This is a genomic window from Bacillus sp. BHET2 (assembly GCF_005938125.1).
GTDB lineage: Bacteria > Bacillota > Bacilli > Bacillales > Bacillaceae_B > Rossellomorea.
Map to the genome: position 1 here is coordinate 1118076 of NZ_VCQN01000001.1, position 24117 is coordinate 1142192.

24 protein-coding genes and 1 tRNA gene are annotated in these 24117 nt (G+C 38.4%); 4 read left to right on the plus strand and 21 right to left on the minus strand.

Annotated features, from left to right (window positions below):
* Window positions 1-77: 77 nt before the first annotated feature.
* From FGG79_RS05825 to FGG79_RS05855, 7 genes are all read right to left on the minus strand, one after another.
* A complete protein-coding gene (locus tag FGG79_RS05825; protein ID WP_240794205.1) occupies window positions 78-1235 on the minus strand; it encodes a Ger(x)C family spore germination protein in 1158 nt (385 codons plus the stop codon).
* On the minus strand, window positions 1216-2691 hold the full coding sequence (locus FGG79_RS05830; protein ID WP_138776787.1) for a spore germination protein: 1476 nt from the start codon (window positions 2689-2691) through the stop codon (window positions 1216-1218). The genes FGG79_RS05825 and FGG79_RS05830 overlap by 20 nt, the downstream gene beginning before the upstream one ends.
* 80 nt (window positions 2692-2771) lie before the next feature.
* Window positions 2772-3851, minus strand: coding sequence for an endospore germination permease (locus FGG79_RS05835; RefSeq protein ID WP_138776788.1), 1080 nt, complete (start codon window positions 3849-3851; stop codon window positions 2772-2774).
* A 150-nt stretch (window positions 3852-4001) separates the two neighbouring features.
* Window positions 4002-7136 (minus strand): AAA family ATPase, encoded by a 3135-nt coding sequence (locus tag FGG79_RS05840; RefSeq protein ID WP_138776789.1) that lies wholly within the window; start codon window positions 7134-7136, stop codon window positions 4002-4004.
* Window positions 7133-8278, minus strand: coding sequence for an exonuclease SbcCD subunit D (locus FGG79_RS05845; protein WP_171050820.1), 1146 nt, complete (start codon window positions 8276-8278; stop codon window positions 7133-7135). Before FGG79_RS05845 ends, FGG79_RS05840 begins: the two co-directional genes overlap by 4 nt.
* 163 nt (window positions 8279-8441) lie before the next feature.
* Window positions 8442-8579, minus strand: coding sequence for a YvrJ family protein (locus FGG79_RS05850; RefSeq protein WP_113968090.1), 138 nt, complete (start codon window positions 8577-8579; stop codon window positions 8442-8444).
* A gap of 161 nt (window positions 8580-8740) precedes the next feature.
* Window positions 8741-9268 (minus strand): hypothetical protein, encoded by a 528-nt coding sequence (locus tag FGG79_RS05855; protein ID WP_138776791.1) that lies wholly within the window; start codon window positions 9266-9268, stop codon window positions 8741-8743.
* A 297-nt stretch (window positions 9269-9565) separates the two neighbouring features.
* Here FGG79_RS05855 and FGG79_RS21700 point away from each other — a divergent pair.
* Window positions 9566-9662, plus strand: a tRNA-Sec gene (locus tag FGG79_RS21700).
* A gap of 380 nt (window positions 9663-10042) precedes the next feature.
* Here the strand turns inward: FGG79_RS21700 and FGG79_RS05860 are convergent.
* Entirely contained in the window at window positions 10043-10555 is a 513-nt protein-coding gene (locus FGG79_RS05860; RefSeq protein WP_138776792.1) for a DUF6143 family protein, read from the minus strand.
* A gap of 186 nt (window positions 10556-10741) precedes the next feature.
* On the minus strand, window positions 10742-12067 hold the full coding sequence (locus tag FGG79_RS05865) for an ATP-binding protein (RefSeq protein WP_138776793.1): 1326 nt from the start codon (window positions 12065-12067) through the stop codon (window positions 10742-10744).
* A 195-nt stretch (window positions 12068-12262) separates the two neighbouring features.
* Between FGG79_RS05865 and FGG79_RS05870 the strand changes: the two genes are divergently transcribed.
* Window positions 12263-12688 carry a DUF2621 domain-containing protein gene (locus tag FGG79_RS05870; RefSeq protein ID WP_138776794.1) on the plus strand — a complete coding sequence of 142 codons (426 nt, stop codon included), beginning with the start codon at window positions 12263-12265 and terminating at the stop codon, window positions 12686-12688.
* A 156-nt stretch (window positions 12689-12844) separates the two neighbouring features.
* Here FGG79_RS05870 and FGG79_RS05875 read toward each other — a convergent pair whose 3' ends face one another.
* The 4 genes from FGG79_RS05875 to FGG79_RS05890 form a co-directional block, all read right to left on the minus strand.
* Window positions 12845-13324, minus strand: coding sequence for a site-2 protease family protein (locus FGG79_RS05875; protein WP_138776795.1), 480 nt, complete (start codon window positions 13322-13324; stop codon window positions 12845-12847).
* A 171-nt stretch (window positions 13325-13495) separates the two neighbouring features.
* The gene (locus FGG79_RS05880) at window positions 13496-13975 is read right to left on the minus strand and encodes a CcdC family protein (protein ID WP_138776796.1); all 480 of its coding nucleotides are present in this window, start codon (window positions 13973-13975) and stop codon (window positions 13496-13498) included.
* A gap of 120 nt (window positions 13976-14095) precedes the next feature.
* Entirely contained in the window at window positions 14096-14455 is a 360-nt protein-coding gene (locus FGG79_RS05885) for a response regulator (protein WP_138776797.1), read from the minus strand.
* 129 nt (window positions 14456-14584) lie between these two features.
* Complete coding sequence (locus FGG79_RS05890; protein WP_138776798.1) at window positions 14585-15292, minus strand: cytochrome c biogenesis CcdA family protein; 708 nt, start codon at window positions 15290-15292, stop codon at window positions 14585-14587.
* Between the two features lie 265 nt (window positions 15293-15557).
* Between FGG79_RS05890 and FGG79_RS05895 the strand changes: the two genes are divergently transcribed.
* On the plus strand, window positions 15558-15734 hold the full coding sequence (locus tag FGG79_RS05895) for an aspartyl-phosphate phosphatase Spo0E family protein (protein ID WP_138776799.1): 177 nt from the start codon (window positions 15558-15560) through the stop codon (window positions 15732-15734).
* A 158-nt stretch (window positions 15735-15892) separates the two neighbouring features.
* Here the strand turns inward: FGG79_RS05895 and FGG79_RS05900 are convergent, their stop codons facing one another.
* The 7 genes from FGG79_RS05900 to yneA all read right to left on the minus strand — a co-directional run bounded on the left by FGG79_RS05900 (window position 15893) and on the right by yneA (window position 21869).
* Entirely contained in the window at window positions 15893-17014 is a 1122-nt protein-coding gene (locus FGG79_RS05900) for a CamS family sex pheromone protein (protein ID WP_138776800.1), read from the minus strand.
* Window positions 17015-17193: 179 nt separating this feature from the next.
* A complete protein-coding gene (locus tag FGG79_RS05905) occupies window positions 17194-17415 on the minus strand; it encodes a YneF family protein (protein WP_138776801.1) in 222 nt (73 codons plus the stop codon).
* A gap of 84 nt (window positions 17416-17499) precedes the next feature.
* Entirely contained in the window at window positions 17500-17937 is a 438-nt protein-coding gene (gene sirA / locus FGG79_RS05910) for a sporulation inhibitor of replication protein SirA (protein ID WP_138776802.1), read from the minus strand.
* Window positions 17938-18160: 223 nt separating this feature from the next.
* Window positions 18161-20164 carry a transketolase gene (gene tkt / locus FGG79_RS05915; protein ID WP_138776803.1) on the minus strand — a complete coding sequence of 668 codons (2004 nt, stop codon included), beginning with the start codon at window positions 20162-20164 and terminating at the stop codon, window positions 18161-18163.
* A 378-nt stretch (window positions 20165-20542) separates the two neighbouring features.
* Window positions 20543-20776 carry a DUF896 domain-containing protein gene (locus FGG79_RS05920; protein ID WP_138776804.1) on the minus strand — a complete coding sequence of 78 codons (234 nt, stop codon included), beginning with the start codon at window positions 20774-20776 and terminating at the stop codon, window positions 20543-20545.
* 104 nt (window positions 20777-20880) lie between these two features.
* A complete protein-coding gene (locus FGG79_RS05925) occupies window positions 20881-21531 on the minus strand; it encodes a YneB family resolvase-like protein (protein ID WP_138776805.1) in 651 nt (216 codons plus the stop codon).
* Between the two features lie 11 nt (window positions 21532-21542).
* Entirely contained in the window at window positions 21543-21869 is a 327-nt protein-coding gene (gene yneA, locus FGG79_RS05930) for a cell division suppressor protein YneA (RefSeq protein WP_138776806.1), read from the minus strand.
* A 158-nt stretch (window positions 21870-22027) separates the two neighbouring features.
* Here yneA and lexA point away from each other — a divergent pair, with 158 nt between their 5' ends.
* Window positions 22028-22648: a transcriptional repressor LexA gene (gene lexA, locus FGG79_RS05935; protein WP_138776807.1), complete on the plus strand. Its 621-nt coding sequence runs from the start codon at window positions 22028-22030 to the stop codon at window positions 22646-22648.
* A gap of 130 nt (window positions 22649-22778) precedes the next feature.
* Here lexA and glnA read toward each other — a convergent pair whose 3' ends face one another.
* Window positions 22779-24113: a type I glutamate--ammonia ligase gene (gene glnA / locus FGG79_RS05940; protein ID WP_138776808.1), complete on the minus strand. Its 1335-nt coding sequence runs from the start codon at window positions 24111-24113 to the stop codon at window positions 22779-22781.
* Window positions 24114-24117 lie beyond the last annotated feature (4 nt).

Here is a 24117-nt window from a genome sequence, read left to right on the forward strand (position 1 = left end):
CAATCAAATGGAAAAATGAAAGAGAATAGGGAAAAAACCCAAAAATATTGTATTCCCTATTAGGATTCTGCCAATTATTAATCTTCTTTAATATATCGATATGCATTGAAGTGTTTAATATCCACTTTCACCTTTACTTGTTTTAAAGAATCATGTGTAAGGTAAAACATATCGCCTCTTTCATCCAGTTCTTTAAATTTCTGGGGATGAAAGCGATACCATCTTTCCCCGACATCAAGAAGGTCCATTTGTTTCTCGATCCCTTTTTTATATACTTTTGTTATTTTTTCTTCCAACGATTTTTGAAGAGTTGCCTGTAATTCATTGTAGGGCATATTGTTTATCTTTTCTATCAACTCTGCTTCAACACTTACTTCCAATGAAAATTCCGGAAAATTCGAGTGATCTTTATTATATTTCACCTTAGGTTCATCAGCTGTTAATTTAAAAGTGGACAATATTTCATCTTCTTTATATAAGGCATAGTCTAGTGAATTTTTTTTGTTTTTGAGCCAATCCACCGTCATGGAATCATTTGCCGAAATATCCCCTTTAAAGGTTGAATCCTGGAAGACACTATATCCATCTAAAAAAAGAGAAGTAACCTCTTCGCCAGCACGCCAGGATTGATGGTCAATTTTTATGTTTGGAATCAATGCAGTACCCATAGGCTCATAATATTCCCTTAAAAAATGCATCAAGCTTGTAGAATCAATTTCATTTTGGATCCCCTCTGATTTTTCTTCAGTCAGAAGAACGGTATAAACAGGAGGATAATCAAATAATCCTTTTGCGTTAAAAATTTCTTCTATGCTCATGTCCGTCACAAATACCTGGAGGCTCGGCCTCAAGGATCGGTTTCTGCCAATGTCCTCCAAGACTTCTTTAAATTTATACTTTAATACGTTCTTGGATAAAACCAGCGTCTTCGTATGACCAAAAAACAATGGTGGTCTCGAAACCTTATATAATTTACTAACGGCCATGTTCAAGGTTTTCCCTTTAGCAGAACCAACAAATGTAGGAATCGGTTCAGTTGGTCTACTTCCTTCTTGCTTCGCCACATTTGCAAAATTAAGCCCCTGGAGAAAAGCCGAATATTCATCTGTTGTTTCATCATAATCCAAACCAATTGATACAATATAAGTTAAGTCCTGAATATTTTTCGACCCCGTACAACCTGTTAAAGGAAGGACCGAAAGAATGATCATGAATTTAGTTATCTTGTTGTTCATGCTTATCGTTTCCTTTCCTTGATTGGTCTTGAGGGTTAGTTGAATCTGTACGCTGTTTGTAGAATTGGATTGGCAGCCGGAACAAGGATCGAATTGCTTCTTTCCAGCTAATAGGAGCAAGCGACCCTAAGTATGGAGCACCGAACGATGAGAGGGTTGATAAATAAATGGTCGTCAGGATGAAAGTCATGATCACACCAAACAAACCAAAAAACGTACCCACGAATAACACAATAAACCTGAGTACCGTTGTACCATATTTCAAGGATTGATTTACGAGAGTAAAGGACGAAATATAGGTGATGGCCCCAATGACCAGCATAGTAGGAGAGGTCAGTCCTGCACGGATGGCAGCATCCCCTACAATCAAGCCACCCAGGACGGAAACGGTTTGTCCGATCGCCCTAGGAAGGCGTACACCCGCCTCATTGAAAAATTCGAACAAAAATAGGACAATAAACATTTCTACTGGTGCCGACAAGGGTAATCCGAACCGTGACATCGAGATTGTTGCCACCAATAGATAGGGAATTTGTTCAATATTATAGGAAGAGATTGCCACCCAAATGCCAGGTAAGAATGCAGATATTAATATTCCGATCATCCGGATAATTCTTTCTAAAGACACATACACATAATTGATGCTTGAATCTTCAGGTGACTTTATTTGCAACAGTAAATTTACTGGAGCTATGGAAACAGTCGGGAATCCATCTACAATTAAAGCAAACCTCCCCTGGTTTAACGAATCTACTATAAAATCCGGTCTACCCGTGTAGTCAAAACTGGTAAATATAGAATAGGGGTTATCATCAAGTAGAGACTCAAGGTGCTGGTTGCCTGTTAGAACATCAATATCGATTGCTTCCAGCCTTGTATATAATTCATTTAGCACATGGTTATCAATGACATCAGACAGATACATAATGGCAATATCAGTATGTGACCTAGTCCCAATTTTGAACTTCTCCACACACAGAGAGGGGGTGAACAACCTTCTTCTTATTAAAGAAATATTTGTATTTAAGTCTTCAACGAAACCGTCTTTTGGTCCTCTTATGGATGTTTCCAATGAAGATTCTTCAGGCTGCCTTTTCGGCATATTCCCTGCATGAATAGTTAGTATTTTATCTTCAACAAAGAAAAGAACATAACCGGAGAATAGAGCAGACGTAATATCATCAATCGATTGATTCGTTACATCCCCCGTTTGAAAGCTACTCATGATTTTTTCTATAAAAGATTCATTTGATGCTTCCTCTAACTTAAGAAGAATAAATTGATCTAAATAATGTCGATCCACTAGGCTATCAAAATAAACTAACGTGATCTCCTTTTCTTTAAAGAAATGGGGCTTGATCATTAAATCTTGACTGCGTGTAAATAGTTTTCTCGCTTCTTCCAAAATATCTACTTTTGCTTCCTCGTTGGTATTTTCATTAGAAGCTTTCTTCATAAAGAACATCCTTTACTTTAATCGCTCTGTTGTTCATTACGGATTCTATTTCTTCTTTCTTGATATCCAGTTATCAAATCCTATTTAATAAACCGAAGAATAATGGACGAAACGATAATTTGCACCATGAAAAGGATGACAGTCGACGGAAAAAAAATATCAAACAAAAAAATATAGAAGTTATATGTATCAACATTCAATAGCGTTAGTCCAAAAAACAAAATGAATATCGGTACCAATACCTTTAATGATATCTGATGTTGATTTTTCTTTTTAATCAGAAGTGCTCCCAGTAGGAACATAAACAGACTAATTCTTATAAGCGCTCCACTTAACCACTGATAGAGTGCAAAGAAGTCCAAGTGGGTGATGAACTCTCCAATTGATAAAATTCTCCATTGTTCATATGCCGGGTATCGCAAATTCGCAGATTCTATTGGACCGAATTCCATAATGGATGCCGTAAGTGGACCGAACATTAACCCCATAAAGATTAAGCCAAGTACGATTAAATGATGAAACTTTATTTTCCCTTCACTATAGGGTTGAACCAATACGATTAAATATAATTCGAGTAGACCACTCAATACATAAATTATCCCCTTCATGACGGGATCAAACCCATTACTCAGAATGGGAAACAATAAACTGGGATCCTTCAAATTTGAATTTGTAACCGCAATGAAAAAACCGAATATCATGACAGATGGCAATAAAATCCCGCTTGCAATCGCCATGTGTTTAATTCCTGCCCAAGTGATCAGAAAGCAAATAAGCAAAATGCCACCCACAATAATGAATGAAGGTACGTCTGCCAGGAAATATGCGCTTAACCATAGTATTAAATCAGCAAAGGTTATATATGCACTTGATAGTAAAAATAAGCCGATTGGTAGTGAAAATAGAAGTACTGCCCATCTTGGCCATTTCTGTTGAAGCAAATGATAGAAACCTTCCTTAGGAGAGTTCTTGATTATGTAAAAGATCAATAGCGTCATGAGAAAAAGGATAGGATACGCCGCAAGGATACTAACCCATCCATCCCGGCCGGCAGCCAGCATAATACTTGGTAACAGCATGACATGATTTAATAAGCCTGTTGAGAGAATCAACAATAATAGTAATTGTCTGGGAAGTAGGATTTTACGAATACTCTTCATTAGAAATCTCCGCTTGTTTAGTCGTTTTATCTCTATTTATGTCCTAGTTCCCTGAATTAAAAACATCGTGTACATATCCGCTTGTCAAAATTCCCTAGCAAAAAAGGCCAAGGTTGATTATCCTTGACCTCTTTAAAGAGAGAATAGATTCTACGCTAAGAATTGAAATTCTGTAGTACTTCCCCTTTGTGAAGAAATGACCTCTAGTCGTGCATCAATTCTTTCCTTCAGCTCGGGCACATGTGAAATTAATCCTACTAATCGTCCACTGCTTTGGATATCCATCAATGCTTCGATAGCATTGTCAAGTGATTCTGGATCGAGAGTACCGAACCCTTCGTCAATAAACATCGTTTCAAGGGAAACTCCCCCTGCATACTGTTGCACAACATCAGCAAGACCGAGTGCTAAAGCCAATGAAGCTTTAAAACTTTCCCCTCCTGATAGAGTTTTGACGTGTCGTTCCTGCCCTGTATACTGATCAAAGACAAGAAGTTCCAATCCACTTTGTACATTCCCTTTGCTTCGATCCGTTTTTCGGATCAGTTGATATCGACCTGACGTCATTTTCACCAAACGCTCATTCGCAACATGAAGGATGTCCTCAAGGAAGGAGGCTAAAACATATCGTTCAAATGTAATACGATTTGCATTCTGTCCACGGGCCACTTCTGCAAGATGACCGACCATACGATATATTCCCTCTAATTCCTTAATTTCTTCATTTATCGATGTGACTCTGGAAAGAATTCGGGTATTGTCTTTTCGATTCGACTTTATCTTATTGAGTGCATCAATGACATTTTCCAATTCAGCTGACACTACTGATATATTAGTCTTAATACTATTCAAATCAGGCTTTTGTTTATCCTCTAAGTGATGATCGATATCGGATAGTCGATCGGAAACCGAGCGAAAATCTTCTCCGTATTTCTTCACTCTCTTCTGCAACGTCATAATTTCAGCTTCAGATTTCTTCGCATCTTGGAAAACCTTATAGTGGGAAAAACCTTGTTCTGCAAGTAGGGAAAGAAATGCTTCCCGTTCTGTTTTCATTTCTACTTCAATTTTTTTCATTTGTGCTTCTTTCTCTTTCACTTGGGATTCCTTTACACTATTTTGGTTCTCAAGTTCGTAATATTGCTTCTGGGCACTGTCAAATGATGCCTTTAATTCTTCTGTTCTTCGCTTCGTTTCCAGGAACACTTGTTTAAATTCCGCTTTCGTTCTGAGGTCATAAGGAATAGATTCTTTCACTTTTTCAAGAGTTGTATTCTTTGTGAGAAAGAAAGTATTAAGTTCTTGAAGCAACTCTTGATTCTTCACTCTGGAGTCTTCAAGTTCTACCAGTTTTTCTTTTCCTTTTCTTACCTCTTCCCTCATTATCTTTATTTGTTCCACTTCTTCTTTCTTGCCTGATATATCTTGTCTAAAGGTTTCGATTTCCTTCTTCAATTGAGAAAGGGTGGACTCGATTTCGCTTCGATCAAAATCTTTTTTCTTCTCCTTTACTCTTCTTGAGAGTTCTTCAATTCGTTCCTGAATGCTTTGCATTTTTATTTCTTCCTGTGCGATGACCAAGCTCAACTCTTTCTCTTCACGTTCGAGTTCCTGTTGTTTGCCTTTCGCTACTTTCAGGTCCTTTTCAGAAGGTAATGAGACAATATCATCGGCTGGTCGTGGATGATGCAGAGAACCACAAACGGGACATGGAGAGTTATCAGTTAATCCTTTCGCAAGTATGGCAGCTTGAGCAGATTGCCACTTTTCTTCTAAATAGGCTAAAGTCGCTATAGCATCCTTAATATGCTGCTGAAGCTTAGTGTATTGCGCTTTTAATTTTTTGTCGTTAGTTAGGAAACTCTGAAGTTCCTGATTCGATTTTTGTATTTCACTAACATGGTCTAAGAGTAAGAGTTTTTCCTGCACCGATTTATCCAGTTCAAATAGATCCCCTTGAAGTCTCTCACCCTTTTCAATATTATTCTCCCGTTTTTTTATACCTTCTTGCAAAAATGTGATTTGTTCCGTCAGTTTTTTCACAACCACCTGTTGCCTATCATATTTTTCTTTCAATTCATTCGTATCTTTCGTCAACTTATCCAATGAATCTATGTCTTGTTCCATATTTTCAAGTCGAGTGACTTTCTTGGCAGATTCAACACGGAGATTTTCCTTTTCTGTTTCTTTTTTTAGTGTTTCTTTCGCTAAATTAAGCTTTTGTGATACTTCTTGTTTTTCCTCAGTCAGTTTTGCTAATTGGTTATTCAACTCATTTAGATTTCGGCTAAGTCTGTGGCAATATTCATCCTGTTGAACTAGTATGGAAGCTCGCTGGGCCAGGAGAATTTCTTTCTCAATTGATTCGATTTCAGGTTTTACTTTTAATAGGTCTTCTTTTTGATTCACAAGCTTTGCTTGAAGCTCGTATTGCTCAACCAAGCTGTTTGCTTCTGCTAAGTCCTTTTGAAGACGATCTCTTTTCTCCTGAACGGTTTCATAGTTCTGCTGCAGTTGCATTTCCTTCTTTTCCATCTCCTCGATGTGAGCCGGGAGTATCTGAAGAATCAGATGATCATTCAACGGACTTTCCATTAACAAAGCTTGAATCTCCTCTTGATCTTCTGAATGAATTCGCAGTAGTTCTCTCGTTCTTTCTTCCATTGAAGTTTCGACAGACTTTCTTAAGTCGTCTGCCTCTGACTTTAACTTCTCTTGAATGCTTTTATAAATTTCAGTATGAAACAACCTCTGCAAGATAAGCTCTTTGTCTTTACTATCTGAGGTGAGAAGCTTTCGAAACTCACCTTGCGGAATCATAAGGATTTGCCTGAATTGATTGGCGTCTAGTTGAATCAGACTCTTGATCTGCTCATCTACTTCCCTAACATTTGCTGCCAGAAGCTGTTCTTTGCCATCTTCATCATATACATATAATTCAGATCGGGCGTTAATGGTTGTAAAACCATCGCCCCTCGCCTTCTTTTTATCCTGTTGGGGGGAACGCCAAATACGATAAGCTTTTCCACGTAAGCTGAAAATAAGTTCAACTTCCGTTATATCATCATTATTAGCAAATTGACTTCTTAATTCAGACGGGGTCCGATCCTCACCACTCGCCTTGCCGTAAATCGCATAGGAAATTCCATCAAAAATCGTTGTTTTCCCAGAACCGGTTTTACCAGAAATCACAAACATTGTCCGATTCCCCAATGAGCGAAAATCAATCGTTTCTCTTCCGGCATATGGTCCGAATGCTTGCATCATTAATTGAAGTGGTTTCATGCAGGATCGACCTCCTTTCTTGCTTTCTCAATCACATTTTGTACCGTTTCCTTCTTATCATCGGTGAATACACCAGTTGTCATATCATCATAAAACTCCTGAAACAAATCCAATTCCGACCTCTTCTTATCCTCAAGTACTCGAAATGAATTTTTCTTTATTGCATCGGTCATGTCCATTTTCCGTTCTAGATGGAGGACGTTTGGATAGACCTGTCGCAGCTGATTAATTGGATCGATTAACGCACCTTGGTCATGGAGTGTGATTTTCAAATAATCATTCACCTTTTGTGTTTGATAAAATAATGGATCAAGAAGTTCCTCCATGTATCCCCCAAGTTCTCTCATATCATGTTTTGGTTGGAGTACTTTTTCTCGTATGTTGAAAGAGCCGTCATCTTCCATTTCGACAATAGTGACTGTTTTCCGTTGCTTTGATTCAGAGAAAGAGTACTTTAATAATGAGCCTGAATATCGAATTGTTTCATGTTTAATGGCATCTGGACTATGAAGATGTCCAAGCGCAGTGTAATGGAAAGGATGGAAAACCTCAGCACCGACACAACCAGACCCTCCAACTGAAAGAGTCCTTTCAGAATCTGTCGTCTTGCCTCCTAGTACAAATGCATGACCTACAAAGACATGTGGTTCATTGGGATTCATGTTTTCCTCGATTTTCTTTACGATGGCTTCCATCGCCCCGTGATGACTGGTAATTGAATCGTCTTCTAGCACTTGTCTGACCACTCCTGGTTCCGCATAAGGAACACAGTGGAAGTTCACCCCTTTTATCGTGACCGGAGTAAAGTCATTTGTGATCTTCCCTTTTAAATAGAAGTGACTATGCTTGTACCAGGACGAGCCGAAGGATAATCGTTCAGCACTATCATGGTTTCCTGACACCGCTATAATTGGAGTGTTCAGCTCCACATTAATGCGGAATAACACTTCATCTAATAGCTCCACGGCTTCCGTAGGAGGCACCGATCGATCATAAAGATCTCCTGCAATGACGACCGCATCCGGTACTTCCTCTTTTACGAGGTCGATAAACCCCTCTAATATGTATCGTTGCTCTTCTGTCATATATATCCCGTGCACCAATTTACCCAAGTGCCAATCTGCGGTATGAATGAATTTCACTCCAAACATCTCCTTTCCGATCACTAAGTATCTTACTAGATTATATCAAACTCGTAAGTTATACGTATAAGGAAATGATATCATCAGAACATTCGTTCGTAATCCTCCTAATATAAAGAACGAGAAGAAGGGAGACTGCCTACCCATGGCTGCCTCCCTTCCCTTATTCTTTTAGTTGCTGGGGTAGTGTTTGTATGGACGTGATGACGGCATCTAGCTTCGTCTCAATTCTATAAAGAAGATACATCGTGACCACAATCGGAAAACCTACTTCAGAAACAAATGAAATAATCGTCTCCATCCTCTCCCTCCTCTCATCCTCTATATAGGCAATGGAAGAGAAAAAGGATACTCTATCAAAATCTGTTTATGTACAAAACCTTTGTTTGTATAGAAGAACTCTGTTTGAAATTACCGGATAAAAAAAGCAAATCCATTTAGGAATTTGCTTTTTATTTCGGATTACCCGTTTAGATCGCTGATTAAGCTTGAGCTTACTAAACCTGCATCATCAAGGATTGCTTTGATTTGGTTTTCAGCTTCGTTTAATTTTTCATCTGCTGCAGTGAAGTCTGCTTCGCCCTCTTGAGTAAGAGCTTCAGCTTTCATATTATAAGATTCTGTAAGAGTCGATTTAAACGATTCTACTGCTTCTTTTTGATCACCAAGTCCTTCAGGGATCTCCATACCTTCAACTGCTTCAGCAGCTGCTGTTGCTGATGCAGCAGCAGATTCTTTCAATTTTGCTAATTCTTCTCCCGCTGGAGGCTCATCTCCCGCCATCGCTGCTTCATAGCCATTAAGATCGATGTCAACACCATTAACGGTAGTTGTTACATTTAAGTAGAAATCCATTAATTCTCCCGCAACGTCTGTGTTCTCTTCAGTTGCATTTGTTGCTTCCTCTTTATTAGCTTCGTCAGAACCTGAATCAGAACATCCAACCAATGCTAAAGATAATCCTAGACCTAGAAACCATACTTTTTTCATACTTATTTTCCCCTCTCAGTCTCTATCAATATGTTCACGTATTATAGGTAAGCAATTCTTAGAAGAAATCGCTTACTTCACCTTTAATAAGCCGGCAAAAAGTATCTTATCACGGTAATATTCTGTTGGTAAAGAAATATTTGCAGATTTCTCCAAAGTTTAAATCTTATAAATATTTCAAAAAATGCGCATATTATCCACTAATAAACAGTACTTTACTCATAGGTCATTGGTGTATGTATCAAACGATTTGAACAAGTTGTGTTCCCATGGTATAACTGTTATATACTTCAATTCGGGGCTGATTGTTTAGCTGGTGCTTACCTAGGTCTTCAAAACCTCTTGGGAGGCGCGTGCCGTCTCCGCTGGGTTCGATTCCCAGGCAGTCCCGCCAACCTGGATATAACAGTGGATGCTTCGCTGGAATGGCATATGGCCATTTCGTTTTTACCGGATTTTCATCCCTTACCTTTTTGATTTTCTATCTTTCTACCTTTACTGTATAAACTTCTAATCATTTCATTTTTAATCACCACCAATCGTGGTTCAACTACCCTTCATAAATTTTTACAAGATATCTTCTTTCGTCTTTCTTACCTTAATTGTTTTTTTCCATAATAAAAGAGCCTCCTTTTTCTTAAGGGGCCCCTCCAACAATCTAAAATTTCGTTATAGAAAATCAGTCTGCGAAATGAACCCTTTGAAAGATTAGATAGGCTCGAGGATTTGGTGCTACTTTAGCCGTTAAAAGGATGAATATTGATACATCTACACTCAATAAATCACATCATTTTCAAACCATTCAAATTCAATCTGTGATTCGGCATATGTTTCACTATACACAAAAAACATAGCATTGGTCCCAGGTTCAATAATTAATCGACCATCGACCCTGAATCCCAGGTGAGAAGTCAATGGAGTTAAAGCTCTTGTTCCAACGATCTTCCCCCCACAAAAAGTTCCTGTAACTGTTGGATTGTAAAAAATCTTTCCTATTGGTTTTTCTTTTGAAGCTAATTTCAAAACACTCACTTCAGATGATTCTATACGATTCCCAGGAGGATCAGCATTGACAACAAAATCTGCCTTCACCAGTTTAATTGAAAAATTGGTTAATGCAAAAAAAGAAACATACAAATTCACGTTAGATTCTTCTGGATTTACGAGCTGAGCCCATGCATGTTTTCTTGCACTTGTCTTTAATAACCCTGATGTTCCAGCGAATAGTCTTGCCTTAGTACTTTGAAATACAGGATTTATCACATCTATTGTTGGTTTTTTTTCCATATTCCTCCCCCTTACAAGATGGTACCTTCACAATATATATTCATTAGAACCGCACATATTCCCGTTTTCTACATTCCTTGTACGGCTCGCACCGTCTTTACTAAATTCGCATTCCAGCTACTCCCCTATTTCAATAATTATTTCCTATACAAGAGAACCCTCATGCAAGCATGAGGGTTCTCTTTTTCATTGATTTTGTACCATTTCCCGCCTTTTTCTCTCTGAGGTCTGCACACCATCGAACTTAATATGGAAGGTCGTCCCTTCTCCCTGTTCGCTTTGCACACGGATATCCGCTCCATGATCACGAAGGATCCTCAGACATATTGTAAGACCCAAGCCTGTACCTTTCGTCTTCGTAGTGAAAAAGGGCTCCCCTAGTTTATCTAGAATTTCCTTTTTCATTCCAACTCCCTCATCTTTGAAGGTCAGTTGAACTTTGTTTTGAGTAGTGATGTTTGCATGTATGGTAATCGTGCCACCGTGAGGCATAGCTTCGATAGCATTTTTGATCAAATTTATAAAGACTTGTTTTAACTGATTTTCATCGCCACGGATATACAGCTCTTTTTCATGGAAATCAGTTTGAATTTCGATATTATATAAAATGGCATTCGTATTTAATAATTGCGAGACGTGGTCGAGTGTCTCTATAATATTAATTCGCTTATATGTAACGGATTGGGGTTTTGCAAGGATCAATAACTCGCTTAGAACAAGTTCAATCCGCTTAATTTCTGAAAAGACAATCCCTAAGTATTCCCTTGTCTTTTCATTAGCATCATCCCGTAATAACTGAAGAAATCCATTAATTGACGTCAACGGGTTCCGGACCTCATGTGCAATCCCGGCTGCTAATTGGCCGGCAACGGATAGTTTTTGAGACTCGATTGCCAAAGTTTCGTTCATTTCAATCAATTCTTCCTCATTATGTACTCTTTCAGTTATGTCTGAAATTGTTCCGACTGTCCCAAGTAGCTTTCCATCCCCATTATAGTTCAACTTAATATTTACTTCTCCCCAACGAAACTGGCCGTCTCTTCTCTGGTATGAGAAGTCCATTTTAGTTTTCTCTTTTTTTAAACTTGCACTCTGTCTTACTAATCGGAGGATTTCATGACGTTCATTTAGAGAGATGAAATGCAGAGCATTCTTACGTATACTTTCTTTAACCGTATAACCTGTGAAGTCTTCCCAGGACTGATTGAGGAATTGGAATTCACCCTTTTCATTTGTGTGAAAGACTACCTCATCAATACTCTGAAGAACATGATGCATTTCTTCATTTAATATTTTTACTCTCTCTTCACTTTTTCGTAACGCCTCTAGTGTCTTATGACTGCTGTCATAAGTCTTTCCCATATAGTAACTTACAAAGAGAATCAACAGAGTAAATACAATATCCACCTTTATATCTATAGGATAATGCAATACAAAGTAATAAATGAAATCCCACGTAATAACTAATAAAAGTCCAGTGAGTACTGATATGACTCTACCCCTATAAGTCATCTTATTAGCCCCCTATCCATCCAAGCTGAGAATCATAATAGTAAGAATTTTCATGCTATTTGTTATTTATTAGTATATCATTTCTAATTAAGAACAGTATAGACTTCTTTTGTAAAATCATCGATATTCTTGTCACAGGCTACTCCCTTGTCTATAATGAATACGATACATGTTTTGAAAAATTGAGGTGAAAGCATGCTTGAAGGTTGGTTCTTATATTTCATACTTTTTTGGGTCGTTTTTTTAGTGGCATCCTTTGCCATTGGTGGATTCTTTATGTTCAGGAAATTCTTAAAAAGGTTCCCTAAAGAGGACGGGAAGTCTGACTTGGATTGGGAAGAACATTATGTGAATGAAACCATCCACTTATGGGACGATGATGAGAAAAAAATGCTCAATGAATTAGTAACACCCGTACCTGAATTATTTAGAGACGTAGCGAAGCAAAAAATCGCAGGAAAAATTGGAGAATTAGCTTTAAAGGAGAGGGCTAATGCCATTTCGCAGGAATTAGTCATCAGGGGCTATATATTAGCAACTCCAAAGCGGGATCATAAGTTTCTGAGGAAAAAACTGAATGAAATGCATATAGATGTGACCCCTTACGAACATTTATTTTAAATTGAACAGGCAGGGATCTAATTGGGGACGATTATAATCATACCGATTGTTTTATATTTAATTTTTATCATTGGCGCTGCCTTTCTATTTATCAAATGGAAGAAAGGAAAAAAAGGTAAACGTTAGCCGTTTACCTTTTTTATATACACTGTATTATTAATCAATGGGATCTTCTGCTTTACCAAATCGGATTACGTCCAGAATCGCCTGTCCATCACTTGGTTTGCCCTCTCCGTTTCGAAATGGAAACAAGGAGAAGAATATAAAGTATACCGAGAAGTAAGCAAATTGATAGAAAAAAATGTGAACAGGTATGACACCTTCATAGATCAGATAGTTAATCAATAATATTGCCAATAAGTTAAATATACTACCTGAAAGATAAATAAGTACATGAACCCACACCTTGTTGTACTTTAATTCTCTATACTGGCACCAACCCTCCATGAAATACATCCTCTTCACTTCCAGAGGCCCTATATTGATTAAATGCTTCCCTGTCCCAATCGTAAATTTGATCTTGGCACCAAAGATTCTTGCTATAAGAATATGCCCAGCTTCATGGACGATCGTGACCAATGGTAAAGTTAGAAAAAATGCGAGAAAAAAGGTCCAGATGTCTGCTAACGTAAACAATGATTATCCCACCAATATCTTATCGTTTTGTTTTACTTCTCTCTCTTTGCCCCAAATGAACGATCGTTAAGCTACAATATCCCCTTTGTAAAAAAATTGTAATGTGACTGAAAAATCACCATATTAAAATGAGCAGAGTGACATCGGTCACCCTGCTCATTAGGAAGTATATCAAATTGACTTCGTCGTTAAATCTTTATTCTCACCGTGTAGTTTTCTATATTGAACATACATGGCAATCCTCCATGGTACGATCATTCCAAACGCAAGGATCCAGAACATCCCGCTCAGCTCTCCATAATCAATCGACGTACTTAATATGGACTTCGCCACAATCCGGATTAAAAGCAAGCCGATTAAAATGAATGCGAACGCTTTAGAGCGCTTTAAATAAATATCATTTTCTCGAATTTCAAACTTGGAAGTCTTTATCAATAATAATGAAAATATCATCCCAACCGTAATGGCTTCTAAAAACTCTCCTACATTGACTCGGAAAATAGGGAATAAAAACATCAATGCCCCCGTACTCATGAATAATGGAGGTAGAATGATTTTCTTTCCGCTTACCGGTCTTTTCTGAGCTTTCATCCTGATAAATATCACCATAAACCCCATACAAATCGCTACAATGGATGAAGCAATCATCATAAACCATCATCATCCTTTTATATCATACTTTAACCATTCCTATTATAGCTCAAATGAAGAAAAAACAAAAACACAAAAAAAGAGAGTATGAATAGTCGCATCAAGCCCTCTTTCACTTTATCATCCTAGTACACGTTTGATCGCTTCGTCCACTCGAACCTCATCAAAGGGTTTCACAATAAAGTCCTTAGCACCGGCTTCGATCGCTTCCACAACTACCTTCTGTTGGCCCATTGCTGAACACATAATGACTTTTGCCCGAGAGAACTCAGCTAGAATCTGTTTAACTGCCTCTATGCCATTTAGCTCGGGCATTGTAATGTCCATCGTCACTAAATCCGGCTGAAGTTCACGATACTTTTCCACGGCAATAAGTCCATTCTCAGCTTCCCCTACGACTTCATGCCCGCTAGATGAAAGCATGTTTCCAAGTGTCATTCTCATAAATTTCGCATCATCTACTACAAGTATCGTTGCCACAGATGTTTCCTCCTCGTATACACTATCGCTGTCCATTGTGTACTATTTCCTTATTCATCCACCTAACTATACCATAAAACGTAAAATTCATTCAATTTATTCTGTACATTCGAACCTTTTAGTCTATCTCTAAAATCCTTTAAAACCTCCAAAAATAGACGTGAAATACGCAAGTATGACGGTCATCCAATCAAAGAATAGCATAATCCCTACAACAATCATGATATATCCCCCTGCTTTCACAATCTTTCCACTGTTTTTCCTAATCCACTTCATTCTCCCAATGAAAAATGAAAGGATGAAAAACGGTATAGCAAATCCTAATACATAAGCTGTCATATACATGACGCCTGATCCAGGATTGGAAGCAGCTAGGGCTAAAACGGAAGCAAGGATAGGCCCTGTGCATGGTGTCCAGCCGGCAGCGAATGCCATTCCGATTAAGATTGATCCCATGAACCCTGCCGGCCTATTCTTAAATTCAAAGCGCCGGTCTTTCATCAAGGTTTCAGGAGTAAAGACTCCTATTACGACAAGTCCGAATAAAACGATAAATATCGCGCCTAACTGTCGGATGAGGTCCTTATAATCTAAAAAGAAGTTACCTATAAGTGAAGTCCCAAAACCAATCGCGATAAAGATGGCTGAAAATCCGATCAGAAAAAAGAACGTATGAAGTAAACTTCTCCTTTGTAACATTGCATTATCCGTTTTCAGTTCGTTGACGCTCATCCCTGTTATATATGAAAGAAAAGCGGGGTACAGCGGCAGACAACACGGAGAGATAAAACTAAGAAAGCCTGCACCGAATGCTAAAAAAATATTTATATCAGACATTTTGTCATCTCCTACCTTTTAGTATCTATTTCTATTCTATCAGACTCAACTTCAAACTATGAGGAATGATTATGTGAAAGATTTGTGACCATTTCATTACATATTAGCTCGACTCTTTCAAATATGTTAAAGTCTCTTTTCTTTTCTTAAAACTGTTAATTTTACTTTGAAAAATAATGATTAATTCGTTATACTAATTAAAAGTTACAGTTATTACTAGTTTTGTATTCCGTTTGTAAGGACGTACAAAAGAAAGGAAACAGCCGTGTCTAAACAAGAGCTTCTCAAACGAATTGAAAATAAGCGTGCTCAATTGATTGATATTGTTGCTGAAAATGGACTCACGTCACCTCAAGCTATTCAATTTAGTCAGGAACTTGATCGTCTGTTAAATAGCTACAACTCCTTATACATAAAAAAATGCACTCCTCAAATAAGCTGACATTTTTCTTTCATATCATTTTTTTTCACATATAGAATCTACCTTTTTGCAGCAACATTATCTGTCAAAATGAGAACCAGAATCCAGTTCAAATTAGGCATACAAAAAAGCATCTTTTATTGTATAAAAGATGCTTTTTTGTATGGAATTAAAATGAATTAATGAATTTGAACAAACGGCTCTTGGTCTTCTTCTTTCACGATGGTCGCTTTAAGTCCCTTGGGCGTTTTGACGTAGAGGTATACTGGTGTATGAGGGAAATAATCGACTATTTCAGGACCTATCGCCTGTGCAAAGCCAATTAACTCTGTTTCTTTCACCATGCCTGTATGTACATCAATCACCAATTTATTCAACGTGTCCTTCTGGTATAAACCTTTTCCGACAAACTCAATATCCTGATGTGAGAAGAATTTCGAAACATAATCTTCCAAGTCCCGAATTCGATTATACAGGTCCCTGTCCTTCTCTTCTCCTTCATCACTCGGGAAGTAAAAATATTTGTCCGATACATCATCCCATTTTTTAATTTTCGTATCATTTTCGTCTAGGTAGGCAGTAGATATGTAATTACCTGATACAACACTGTTTAAAGGTTGAAGCTTATAAATTGAGATCATTATGGGCACATTTTTCAATTCTTTGTTTGCTCTTACCCGGCTGATGACAGAACCGGCTACCTTCTTGCCGTATTCCTTCATCATTTTCTCATCGATTTTAACTTCATCAAAATGCATCAGCTTTTTATCATCTTCCACTCGTATATAATCAACGGTGTTCATGGCAAGTCCAAGGGAAATTCCTTTTACTTTCCCATCAGTATCTACATAGTTTTGCTCATGGATATATGCAAGGTACATTGGATTCTTTTTCTCAAGCTCCATTTGCTTTTCCCAGTCCATATCATCCGTAATCTCCAAAGCCGGATTAAGACCCGATTTATTCGAGTCAGATTTTCTACCTAACCATGTACTGATTTTCTTTAAATATTGTCCCTCTTGATACACATAGTCATCAGGAGAAAAATGCTCGGTGGACATTGACATAAGTCCTGTTTCAATTTCATCCATATCACTGCGGTTATTGATCATCATCGTGATCAGACCACGATTCACTGATTTTTTTTCTTTGTTTATTTTATAGTTCAAATATTCCCGCGCGTCACCTGCAGCACTATTTTGAACTTCAAGCGTTTCTTCATCTATCACTTCCTGAGGCTTATTGCTACATCCTGCAACAAGAATCAGAAGAGATAATGAAACAATCATCCATTTTTTCATATGACTCCCTCCGGATTATATTCTATCATATATTCAATTTCATTCTGACAGATAACCTTTAAGTTTTTATGAATTCATAAAAATAATTATATTTTCCTACTTTCATCCAGTATCATTCTTCTACTATCAGGGTATCCGATAAATAGAAAAAGCACTCATCAACTGAGTGCTTCCGCCTATTACTTCGTGTTTTTATTCATTGCATTCATCATTTGATTGATTTTCTTCTGGGATGGTTTTTGACCCATCTGCATCATCATCATGCGTAACATTTGCTCGTTGATTGGTGGATTTTTCTTAAGATAGCTCATCATATATTTACGAGCAATGAAAAATCCTAGTGCAACTCCAGCAAGTAATGCCAGAACTCCTACTAGAATAAGTAACCCAGTCGTTCCCATACTCTTACTTCCTCCTTCATGTTGTCCTTATAAAAGTGTACTAAACCCTGAAACATTATACAATATTTCTGTCATAAATTCTTATTAATATATAAATTTTCTTTGTTTAATCGGTTTTAACCAACCATAACGTTCATTTTGAACATCAATTGCCAATAGTTGACCCATATTTCTTCGCAAAATTTCAAAGAAGATATATTCTGATTCATCGTGCCCCCATGAATTCAATGTCAACCACTTTTCATTTAAAATGAGGGAAGCCTTAGAATCCAGCCGTTCAATGCTTGCAACTGAATCAACCCAGAAAGCTCCTTCAGTTTTCATGAGCTCTTGCTTTAATAGTCTTTGAGTAGGAAGGTATGGTATGGGTTTCGTAATGTAGTCCACTTGTTTCGAGATGATTTCATGAAGCTCTCCTGAACTCACTTCCCAATCGGAAAACAATTGATAGAACATTCTTTCTCGACCATAATAGTGCTGGACAAACGTCTCTTCAATCCAATAGATTTGATAATTTCGCACATTTTCTCCCTCCTACCTTTCTTTCATTCAGTATAAATCAACTAGAAGGGAGTCATTGTCATAAATTGTTGAAAATCTTCACTAGTTTTGTCGAACGCCATCTATCAACCCTAATCTGGATGGGACCTCACATCATACGTACTATACCTTTCAATTAAATGACCAAAAGGAAAAGGTCAACTCCTCAAAGAGTGCAAGGAGCTGACCTCTCTTCATTTTTCTATTACTGAATCAAAGCTTTAATTCTTGATGCAACATTTTCCGAAGTAAAACCATACTCTTCCATGACTTTTTCTCCAGGAGCAGAAGCACCAAATCCATCAATGGCTAGAATGTCTCCTTCGTCACCTACATAGCGATCCCATCCCATTGGAGATCCCATTTCAATAGCGAGACGTTTTTTCACACTCTTAGGTAAAATCGATTCCTTATATTCTTTTGATTGTTTTTCAAAACGGTCCCAAGACGGCATACTTACGACAGAAACACTGATACCGTCTTTTCCAAGTACATTCTGAGCCTCTACAGCCAAGTGTACTTCTGATCCGGTGGCAATCAGTATCGCATCAGGCTGTTCTTTCCCTGAAGCAGATACAACATATGCACCTTTATTTACTCCATTGTACGCCTTATCAGCAGTACCTTTAAGAGTAGGAAGATCCTGACGAGAAAGAACTAACATCGTCGGCTGATCTTTTGACTCTAAAGAAAGTTTCCATGCTGCAGCTACTTCATTTCCATCCCCAGGACGGATGACAGATAGATTTGGCATAGCACGTAGCGAAGCAAGCTGCTCGACAGGCTCATGTGTAGGCCCATCTTCTCCAACAGCAATGCTATCATGAGTGAAAACATACGTTACTGGTAAGCCCATTAGAGCAGCCAGACGGATTGCTGGTCTTAGGTAATCACTGAACACGAAGAATGTTCCACCGAATACGTGGAGGCCACCATGAAGGGCCATACCGTTCATTGCGGTACCCATTCCAAATTCACGGACTCCAAACCAGATGTTGCGTCCTTCATAAGATTCAGGCATAAAGTCTCTCTCATCTTTAATCATCGTTTTGTTTGAGCCAGCTAAGTCAGCAGACCCACCGATGAATGATGGAAGATTCTTTGCAATCGCATTTAATACTTCTCCAGAAGAAGCTCTGGTTGCAAGTGCTTTTCCTTCTTCGTATACAGGGATGTCCTTGTCCCACCCTTGTGGAAGTTCTCCTTTTATCGCCGCTTCTAATTGTGCCGCAAGTTCTGGATGATCTTCTTTATATTTAATGAATTGTTTAGCCCAATCTTCTTCCTTTTGAGAACCAACCTGTTGAATTTTCTCCTCAAAGCGTCCATAGACTTCATCAGGTACATGGAAATCCTCATCGAATGTCCACTTATAAGCTTCTTTCGTAAGCTTCATCTCATCTTCTCCGAGTGGGGCACCATGAACAGCAGATTTACCTGATTTATTTGGTGCACCATAACCGATGACTGTTCTCACTTCAATCATAGTTGGACGGGTAGTATCCCCTTGCGCCTCTTCAATCGCTTTCGAAATTTCATTCAGGTCGTTTCCGTCTTCTACGCGGATATATTGCCATCCGTATGATTCGAAACGGCCTTCAACACTTTCAGAGAAGGATTTATCCAAATCACCATCCAATGAGATATCATTGGAATCGTATAGGACAACAAGACGGCCTAATTTTAAATGAGCAGCCAATGAAGCTGCCTCAGAAGAAACACCCTCCATTAAGTCCCCATCTCCACAAATGGAATATGTAAAATGATCGACCATATTGTATTGGTCTTTATTGTATGTAGTAGCTAAATGCCTTTCAGCCAGAGCCATACCAACAGCCATACCAATACCTTGTCCAAGTGGTCCAGTCGTTGCTTCTACACCGGATGTGTGTTTATATTCCGGATGTCCAGGAGTTTTACTACCCCATTGGCGGAATCCCTTCAGGTCATCCATTGAAACATCATAGCCCGATAAATGAAGAAGGCTGTATAATAGCATGGAGCCGTGTCCAGCAGACAAAACGAAGCGGTCACGATTGAACCAATCAGGGTTTTTCGGATTATGGTTCATAAATTTCGTCCAAAGGGCATAAGCCATCGGAGCTGCTCCCATAGGCATTCCAGGGTGTCCGGAACCCGCCTTTTCAATTGCGTCAATAGATAATGTACGGATTGTATTAATTGCTAATTGATCTGTGTTATCAAACATAAGTCAGACATCCTTCCTTTTAATGTACCTTATTAATATTAATCTTCTTTGGCAGTTTATACAACTATCTTGAATAATAACATGACTTCATCATCCTTGAAAATTAAAAACCCTTGTAGTATTTGATATTTTCACATTTCAAAATGTACAGATAAGTCGTATGCAACCTCATGTTGAAATGTCACTGGGTAAATTAATAACCTGTTCTATAACCATGTATATTAATAAATACAGCTTATTTCAATTAAGATCCATTCTCGTAATATCTCTTGATAACTATTGATGTAGTTGTAACCTCTGGCACTAATATACCCAGTCCCTTTGACAACTTGACGAAAAAAACTGTCTGGCCATATCGAAGACCAGACAGTTTTTTTATTAGTTCATTTTCTTTTTCGTTTGGATATCTTGAATCTTCTTGGGGGTTACTTCATTTCCCTCTGGATCAAAGATTCTTGTGTTTTCAATTGTACCTTTCATCGATTGACGAAAGGTTGCAAGATATTCTTTTCTAAGATTGGTCTGCTCTTTTGCTTCTTGCTCCGTTAGACCGCTACTTTTGGACTTCTTTGCAAGTTCATTGATTCGATTCATTTTTGTCTTTGAAAGCATCTATAAAAACTCCTTTTAATGCATAGTCAGCAAACTCTAAAACTACTGATAGTGGACCCTAATACTACCGTCATGTTACTAGATTAGCGAAGATAAAACAAGAGTTACGCATTTTCGGGAGCTTTCATAAATTCTTTGAAACGTCTATGTACCGTGGCTTTTGAGACATCATAACCAAATCCTCGAAGAGTAGCTGCAATCTCAGCAAAGGTTAATTCGTTTTTCCTTAAACGGACGATCTCTTCTACTGGTACTTCGATACGCTCTCTTCCTTCAACGTTCCCTTTATTTTTTAAATTTTTATGTGGTTGAAATCCATTTTCAACAGCCCTTTTCATCCCTCGTTTAATTTTTAAATTATGAAGTTTTCTTTGGTATTCCTCAACCATACTTACGATATTGATGACCATTGAATCAGATTCTGATAAGTCCAGCTCTCCATTATGAGTTTGACTCATGATCTTTACTTCCTCTTTTAAAAGGCAATGAATAAGTGCAATCTTGGCGTTCCCTCTTCCAATTCTGGTTTCATCTTGTATGAGTACAGCATCAATCGACTCATCTTTAATTAAATCAAGTAGCTCAAGTACACCTGGACGATCTAATTCAAATCCACTGGCCTGGTCTTTAATGATCGCTTCTACTTCGTAATGAAGATCCTGGGCTAATTTTACAAGCTCCTCTTCTTGACGCTCTAATGATGTTTCCTGCGTATCCTTCTTTGTACTAACTCTGCAGTAGATTACTGCCTTCATTATCTATCCCTCTATTCTCTATTCATTACCAACTCATAATCCGATTGTGTGGATATTGTTGGATTTTCTATCGGTAAGACAAGTGATTCACCGGGCTTGATCGAGAAGGTTGTTAGATTGTTTTCCTCCCCTACCCAGGCAATAAATTCTTCCACTGTCATAGAATATTCTTCATTGTACTGTTTGGCAATAGTCCAGAGACTGTCTCCGTCCTTCACTGTTATACTCTGATAGGAAGGCTCACTTGTCATAGTGACTAATAGATATGCTGCAGATAAAAAGACTAAAACAAATAATATAATTATGTAAGAGAATCGGCTCCAAATATGTGTTAACATGATATAACCCCTCCATGCGAATGTGTGTTCTGTTTCGTTACATTCATTCTAATACGAACATTCGTTTGGTGTCAACTAATATTCGAACTTATGTTTGTATCAGTTGGAAAGACATGCTATAATGGGAACATAAGATCTATAAATAGAGGTGCGTGAACATGACAAAATTGTCTAAAAGACAGCAGGACATACTCGAGTATATTAAAGTCTCAGTAAGAGAAAAAGGTTATCCACCTTCCGTTCGTGAAATTGGGGAAGCTGTAGGTCTTGCTTCTAGTTCTACCGTACATGGACATTTAGCTAGATTAGAGAGCAAAGGCCTCATTCGCCGTGACCCTACAAAGCCAAGAGCCATTGAAATCTTAAACCTTGAAGAGGACACGATCCCACGACAACGCGTTGTGAACGTACCTTTAATCGGTAAGGTTACAGCAGGTCAACCTATTACGGCTGTAGAGAATGTAGAAGAATTTTTCCCTCTCCCTGAGAGGATGGCTCCGTCAGATGAACAGGTCTTTATGTTAGAAATCATGGGTGATAGTATGATAGAGGCCGGAATACTAGATGGGGACTTTGTTATTGTGCGACAACAACAAACAGCGAACAACGGAGATATTGTCGTCGCTATGACAGAAGAAGATGAAGCAACGGTCAAGCGTTTCTTTAAAGAGAAAGATTATGTTCGCCTTCAACCTGAGAATTCAACAATGGCCCCAATCATTTTGAGAAACGTTTCGATTTTAGGAAAAGTAGTCGGTGTTTACCGACAAGTGCATTGATGAATAACCGCTATGCAGGTATGCATAGCGGTTATTTTTCTATTATCCCTATCCTCTTCTTGATAAAACGAGAAAAAAGCCTACGTTCCCGGCAATCCTGCTGGAAACATAGGCTTTTGATTATGCATTTTTAATACATTTGAATGTATTGCTCGCGCTCCCAAGGATGTACTTGTGTACGGAACATATCCCACTCGATTTCTTTCGCTTCCACGAAATGTTCAAAGATGTGTTCACCTAATGATTTCACGATTACTTCATTGGTTTTAAGGTTTTCGAGTGCAGCGTATAATGTTGCCGGAAGATCGACAATCCCAGCTTCTTCTCGTTCTTTCTTATCCATTACATAGATGTTTCGGTCAATCGGCTTAGGGGCAGGCAGATTGTTTTTGATGCCATCAAGTCCAGCCGCAAGTAATACTGCCATTGCAAGATAAGGATTAGCCGCTGGGTCAACACTGCGCACTTCAACACGAGTGCTTAATCCACGTGACGCAGGGATACGGATTAATGGACTGCGGTTGCGGGCAGACCAAGCAACATAACATGGTGCCTCGTATCCAGGAACTAAACGTTTGTATGAGTTGACAGTCGGGTTCGTGATGGCTGTAAAGTCAGTAGCATGTTTGATGATACCTGCAAGGAATTGGCGAGCTGTGTCACTTAATTGTATATCTCCTTTTTCATCAAAGAAAGAATTTACACCGTTCTTAAATAAGGACATGTTACAGTGCATCCCGGAACCGTTCACACCGAACAATGGTTTCGGCATGAAGGTTGCGTGTAAACCATGCTTACGCGCAATTGTTTTTACTACTAGTTTAAACGTCTGTATATCGTCACATGCTCTTAATGCGTTTGCATATTTGAAGTCGATCTCATGTTGCCCCGGAGCTACTTCATGGTGAGATGCTTCGATTTCAAAGCCCATCTCCTCTAGTTCTAAAGCAATGTCACGTCGGCAGTTTTCCCCTAGATCAGTAGGAGCTAAATCAAAGTAGCCACCGTTATCGTTTAACTCTAAAGTCGGTTCGCCATTTACATCTAATTTAAAGAGGAAGAATTCCGGCTCAGGCCCAAGATTGAAGTCAGTAAACCCTAGTTCTTCCATTTCACCTAAGATACGTTTTAGGTTATTACGGGGGTCACCTTCGAATGGAGTGCCATCCGGATTGTAAATATCACAGATTAATCGGGCTACTTTTCCTTTTTCAGCTGTCCATGGGAATACTAACCATGTGTCTAAATCAGGGAAAAGATACATATCTGATTCTTCAATACGTACGAATCCTTCAATTGAAGATCCGTCAAACATCATCTTGTTATCCACTGCTTTCTCAAGCTGACTTAGAGGGATTTCCACGTTTTTGATTGTCCCTAAAATGTCAGTAAATTGCAGTCGAATGAACTTGACACCTTCTTCATTCGCTAATCGTAAAACGTCTTCCCGAGTATACTTTGCCATTTAC